Source organism: Mycobacterium kyorinense, from assembly GCF_002101735.1.
Taxonomy (GTDB): domain Bacteria; phylum Actinomycetota; class Actinomycetes; order Mycobacteriales; family Mycobacteriaceae; genus Mycobacterium; species Mycobacterium kyorinense.
Map to the genome: position 1 here is coordinate 1 of NZ_LQPE01000029.1, position 6,221 is coordinate 6,221.

1 protein-coding gene is annotated in these 6,221 nt (G+C 67.0%); it reads right to left on the minus strand.

Annotated elements, in window-relative coordinates:
• A partial coding sequence (locus tag AWC14_RS05460; RefSeq protein ID WP_142281565.1) for a non-ribosomal peptide synthetase occupies positions 1-6,221 on the minus strand: 6,221 nt, incomplete at both ends.

Here is a 6,221-nt window from a genome sequence, read left to right on the forward strand (position 1 = left end):
TCAGGCTCCAAAACACTGACCGCCGACGGGGTCTGGGTCAACACATCGACTTGTTCGGCCACCAACACATCGTGGAAGTCTTGCGGGGAGCACGTCACCGACTCCGGCACCACCACCAGCCGCCCGCCGTGCAACAGCGCACCCCAGATCTCTTCGACTGAGGCGTCGAAGGCATACGAATGACAGTGCGCCCATGCCTTTACGGGCAGGTGGGTATCCAGCGAGCCCATCAATTGGGTGATGTTGTGGTGGGTGACCGCCACCCCCTTGGGAGTGCCGGTGGTGCCCGAGGTGTAAATCAGGTAGGCAACGTCATCCGGGGCCGGCGTCGGCAGCGGGGTGCTGGGTTGGGTGTCAACGGCGGGATCGTTGACGTCGATGACCGGAATGTCGTGGCGCTCTAGCCGACCGGCCAGCTCGGCGGTGGTAATCGCAGCGACGGGCGCGGCATCGTCGAGCAGAAACTGCATCCGCGCCGCCGGTAGCGCAGGGTCGATCGGCAGGTACGCGGCCCCGGTCTTGAGCACCGCGAGCATCGCCACGACCGCCTCAGCGGATCGCGAAAACAGCAGCGCGACATACTGTCCCGGCGCTACCCCATGGCCGGCCAGCAGGTGCGCCAACCGGTTGGCGGCCTCGTCGAGCTCGCGGTACGTCAACGACCGGCCTTGGCAGCTGACCGCCACCGCATCCGGTGTCTGCGCCGCCTGCGCGGCGAACAACGCCGGAACCGACACCGCAGGGACCGTGCGGCACAACACCGCTCGGTGACTCCACTCATCCAACCGGGCATACTCACCCTCGTCGAGCAGATCAATCGACGACAACCGCCGGGTGGGCTCGACAGTCATCGCTGCCAGCACCCGCCGCAGTCGTTCGATCAACGCCTCGATCGTTGGGGCGTCGAACACGTCGGTGCGAAACTCCACGGCCCCGCCGATCCCGGCGGGCTCACCCGCCTCGGTCCAGCGTTCGGCCAGCGAGAACGTCAGGTCGGTCCGCGCCGACTGGGTCTGCACCGGCATCGGTGCTACCTGCAGATCACCCAACCCCGGCATCGCGGGCTGAATGTTCTGCCAGGCCAACACCACTTGCACCAGCGGATGATGAGCCATGCTGCGGACCGGGTTGAGCCGCTCCACCAACACCTCAAACGGCACGTCCTGGTGCTCGAAAGCCTCCAGGCTGCGCGCCCGCACCTGCGCCAGCAACTCGGCAAAGCCGAGATCCCCCGCCACATCGACCCGGAGCACCAACGTGTTGACGAAAAACCCGACCAGATCTTCGAGCGCCGGATCGCGCCGCCCCGCGATCGGAAACCCCACCGCCACATCGGAACTCGCACTCAGCTTGGACAACAGCACCGCCAACGCCGCCTGGATCACCATGAAACTGGTCGCGTTGTGCTCGCGGGCCACTTGAGCCACCTGCTGCTGCAGCGAGGCCGGCCAATCCACCGCCACACTGGCCCCACGCTGATCGGCGACCTCCGGGTAGGGCCGATCGGTGGGCAACTGCAGCCGCTCGGGCATCCCCGCCAGGGACTGCTCCCAGTAGGCCAGCTGAGCGGCGATCGGGCTGTCGGGATCGTCAAGTGAACCGAACTGGGCGCGCTGCCACAGCGTGTAATCGACGTACTGCACCGCCAACGGCGTCCACTCCGGGACCTGCCCGGCGCACCGGCTCGTATAGGCCAGCCCTAAATCACGGATCAGCGGGGTGATCGACCAGCCGTCCGCAGCGATATGGTGCACCACCGCCACCAGCACGTGCTGGTCGTCGCCGATCTGGAAAAGCCTTGCCTGCAAGGGGATCTCGGCTGCTAGGTCAAACGTGTAGTGCACCGTCGCGCCGATCGCCGCGCCCAACCGGTCTTCCGGCCAGCCGGTTGCATCGACGACGTCCCACCCGAAATCGGCCCGCTCCATAGAGAGGACCACCTGCCGGGGGATCCCCTCGGGCGCGGCAAACAGTGTGCGCAGGCTCTCGTGGCGGCCCACCACATCGGCCAGCGCTTGCCCTAACGCGTCAGCATCAAGTCGTCCGCGCAGCCGCAACGCCGCCGCCATGTTGTAAACCGGTGAGGGGCCCTGCAATTGGTCCAGCACCCATAACCGCTGCTGCGCAAACGACAACGGAACTACCGGCGGTCGCTCCACTGGCCTCAACGGCTCAAGGCGATCCGCACCCACACCGATACGGGACGCCAACTGGGCCACCGTCGGCGCCTCGAACACTGTGCGCACCCCAACACCAGCATCCATACCGCGGTTGATCGCCACCACCAGGCGCATCGCCGACAGCGAATCGCCACCCAGATCGAAGAACGAGTCGTCGACCCCGACGCGATCGACACCGAGGACCTGGGCGTAGATGCCGGCCAGGATCTCCTCGACGGCGGTGGCCGGTGCCCGATATCCGGCAACGGCGAATTCCGGTGCCGGCAAGCACCGCTTGTCGAGCTTCCCGTTGGGCGTCAAGGGCATCGTGTCCAGTGCGACCACCGACGCGGGCACCATGTAGGCGGGCAGCCGCTCGGCCAGCTTCTCGCGGATCCGCGCCGGGTCGACGGTCCCGGTGACATAACCCACCAGACGCTTGTCGCCCGGGCGGTCCTCGCGGGCGATCACCGCCGCCTGCTCGACCCCGTCCAAACCGCTTAGCGCCGACTGGATTTCACCCAGTTCGATGCGATACCCGCGGATCTTGACCTGCTCGTCGGCGCGGCCCAGATAATCCAGCTGCCCGTCGGCGCGCCAGCGGACCAAATCCCCGGTGCGATACATGCGCATCCCCGCGCCGTCGAACGGGCAGGCCACAAACCGCGATGCGGTCAGCGACGCCCGGCGCACATACCCGACCCCCACCCCGGTGCCGGCCACATACAACTCGCCGACCACACCCACAGCCACCGGGCGCAACCAGCCGTCGAGCACGAACAACGCCGCTCCGGGCACCGGCGACCCGATCGGCACCGTCCCCGACCCCGGCTTCAGCGGCGCACTCATCGCCGCGTACACCGTGGTCTCGGTCGGCCCGTAAGCGTTGACCATCACCCGCCCCGGCGCCCACCGATCCACCAGCTCGGCCGGGCACGCCTCCCCGGCCACTACCAACGCCGTCGAATCCAACCCCTCAGGTGTCAAAACACTTACTGCCGAGGGGGTTTGGGTCAACACGTTGACGTGTTCAGCGGCCAGCAGGTCGCGGAAGTGTTGCGGGGAGCCCGCCACCGAATCCGGCACCACCACCAGTCGCCCGCCGTGCAGCAAGGTGCCCCAGATCTCCCACACCGACACGTCGAAGGCATAGGAGTGCCACTGCGTCCATACCTGCCCCGGGCCCACCTGCAGGCCGGCATCTAGTGAGTCCAACAGCCCGGTGACGTTGCGGTGAGTCACCGCCACGCCTTTGGGGACACCGGTGGTGCCCGAGGTGTAGATCAGGTAGGCGATGTCATCAGGGGCCGGCGGCGGCAATGCTGTGCCGGGCTGGGCCTGGATGCGGGGGTCATCGACATCGATAGCCGGCACGTCAAACTCGTCGACCCGCGATCGTAGGTCCGCCGTGCTGACGGCGGCGGTCGGCGCCGCGTCGGCAAGCATGAATCCGATTCGGTTCGCTGGTAGTGCCGGGTCGATCGGCAGATAGGCCGCCCCGGTTTTCAGCACCGCCAGCATCGCGACGATCGCGTCGGCGGACCGCGAAAACAGTAGCGCCACACACTGTCCCGGACCCGCACCATGACCGGCCAGCAGGTGCGCCAACCGGTTCGCGGCCTCGTCCAGTTCGCGGTAGGACAGCGAGCGGCCTTGGCAGCTGATCGCCGCGGCGTCCGGTGTCTGCGCCGCCTGCGCGGCGAACAACGCCGGAACCGACACCGGCGCAGTTGTCGGCGGCTGGGTCAACACGGCCCGGTGACCGATCGCATCAAGCCGGGCGTGCTCGGGCTCGTCGAGCAGATCAATCGACGACAGCTGTCGGGTGGGGTTGGTGGTCATCGTCACCAACACCGTCTCCAATCGCCGGCTGAGTGCCTTGATGCTGGCCGCGTCGAACAGGTCGGTGTCGTATTCGATGCGAAGGCCCAGTTGGTGGCCAGGCATGGCGACTAAGGTCAGCGGGTAGTGGGTGGATTCGCGCACGGTGATCTCGGTGACGGCAACCTGGTGGTCGCCCGTCAGGGCGGCACCGTCCACCGGGTAGTTTTCGTAGGCGTACAGCGTGTCGAACAGTTGGTCATGTCCACTGATACGGTGAATCTCGTTGAGCGCCAAGTGCTGGTGCTCCAATGTGTTGTTGTGCTCGGTTTGCAGCTGGTCGAGCAGATCTGTGGTGGTGGTTGTCGCGGTGATGTTGGCCCGCACCGGCACCGTGTTGATCAGCAGGCCCACCATCGAGTCGGCGCCGGTTACCTCGGCTGGCCGGCCCGAGACGGCCGCACCGAAAGCGACATCATGCTGTCCGGTCAGCCAGCACAGCAGCTGCGCCCAGGCGCCCTGCAGCACGGTGTTGACGGTGGTGTGACACGAGCGCGCCAGCTCACCAACAGCGCGGGTGGTCTGCTCGGGCAGCTGAATGGACATGACGTCTCGGCTGGCTTGCCCCAACGTTTGCGGGGGGGCCACCAGTGTCGGCGCATCGAAGCCGGCCAGTACTTCGCGCCAGGCGGCGCGGGCGGCGTCGAGGTCACGATCGGCCAGCCAGGCAACAAACCTGCGATACGAGGCGGCCGCGGCCAGTCGATGTCCGCTGAAGCGGGCGAAGATGTCCCGCATCAGGATTGGTAGTGACCAGCCGTCGAGCACGATGTGGTGATTGGTGAGCACGAGCCGGTGCCGATCTGGTGCGACGCGAATCAACGCCGCTCGAAACGCCGGCTCGCCGGTGAGCTCGCAGACCGCGGCGCGTTCGGCGGCGCACACCTGCTGGATCTGCTCTTCGACGTCGCCGCCGTCGAGTTCGAGGTAGCGCCAAGGCACTTGCGGATCGGCGGGGATGATCTGCACGGGCTCGTCGAACTGATCGCAAAAGCGGGCCACCAGATTCGGATGGCGAGCAACCACCGTATCGAGGGCATCATGGAGGCGATGTTGGTCAAGCCGACCGCTTAACGCGATATCAAGCTGCACCGCATACACGTCGTCGTCGCTGCCCCGCGCTGTGCTGGCATGAAACAGCAGCCCTCGTTGCAGCGGGGTCAGCGGCAAGATGTCGGCGATCTGATAGTGCCGCTGCAACTCGTCAATCTGCTGCTGGGTTAGCCGCGCCGGCGCGATATCCGACGGCGTCAGCCCGCCGCCACCGGCCCGCACATGCGCGCAGATGCCGGCCAAGGCCTCAAACCACAGCCGGCTCAATCGGTTTACCTGCGCCTCATCGAGAGCCGACGGCGCCCAAGTCCAGTCGGCATGCAGCCGCGGGCCCGTGTCGGTGTCGACGGTACCGGCGCTGAGCTCCAAGGTATGCGGCAACGCCATGGGAATCGCTGTGGCCGCGCCGATAACCGCTGCGCCTTCGCCGCTGATCCGCCAACCGTCACCTTCGGCGCCGGCCGAGAGGCTGCCCAGCCGCCCCAGGTAGTTGAACCCGATGACCGGATCCGACTCGGGGAGCTCAACACCGGAGTTCAAGTACCGCAGCAGTCCATACGTCAGATCGTCGGGCAGGCCCCGCAGCTGTTCCTTGGCGTCCTTGATCACCGCGCCCAGTGCGGCCTCGCCGGCCGTCACTTGAGCCCAGTCCAGCCCGGGGACCCTCAGCGCCACGGGGTATTTGGTGGTGAACCAGCCCACCGTGCGGGACAGGTCGACCTCCGGGCCGAGTTCCTCGTGGCGGCCGTGGCCCTCGACGTCGATGGCGATCGGCGCCGTGCCGTTGCCCACAAACCGCGCAATCGCCAAACCGAAAGCGATCAACAAGATTTCGTGTATTCCGGCGTGGAAGGCCGCGGGTACCTCATCGAGCAGTATCCGGGTGGCCTCGGCGTCCAGCGACATCGACGCGTGACCCGCCGTGGCGAACGTATCCACCGCTGGCTGCACCGCCGGCAGTCCAGTCGGCGCCGCCGCCACCTGGCGCCACGCATCGGCCTCCTCCACGATCTCGGGGCGGCGGGCGTACTCGGTGAGCAGCGACGCCCACCGCGCGAACGACGTTCCGGTCTCAGGCAACACCACCGGCTGCCCGCTGCGCTGCTGGGTCCAGGCAATGTTGAGGTC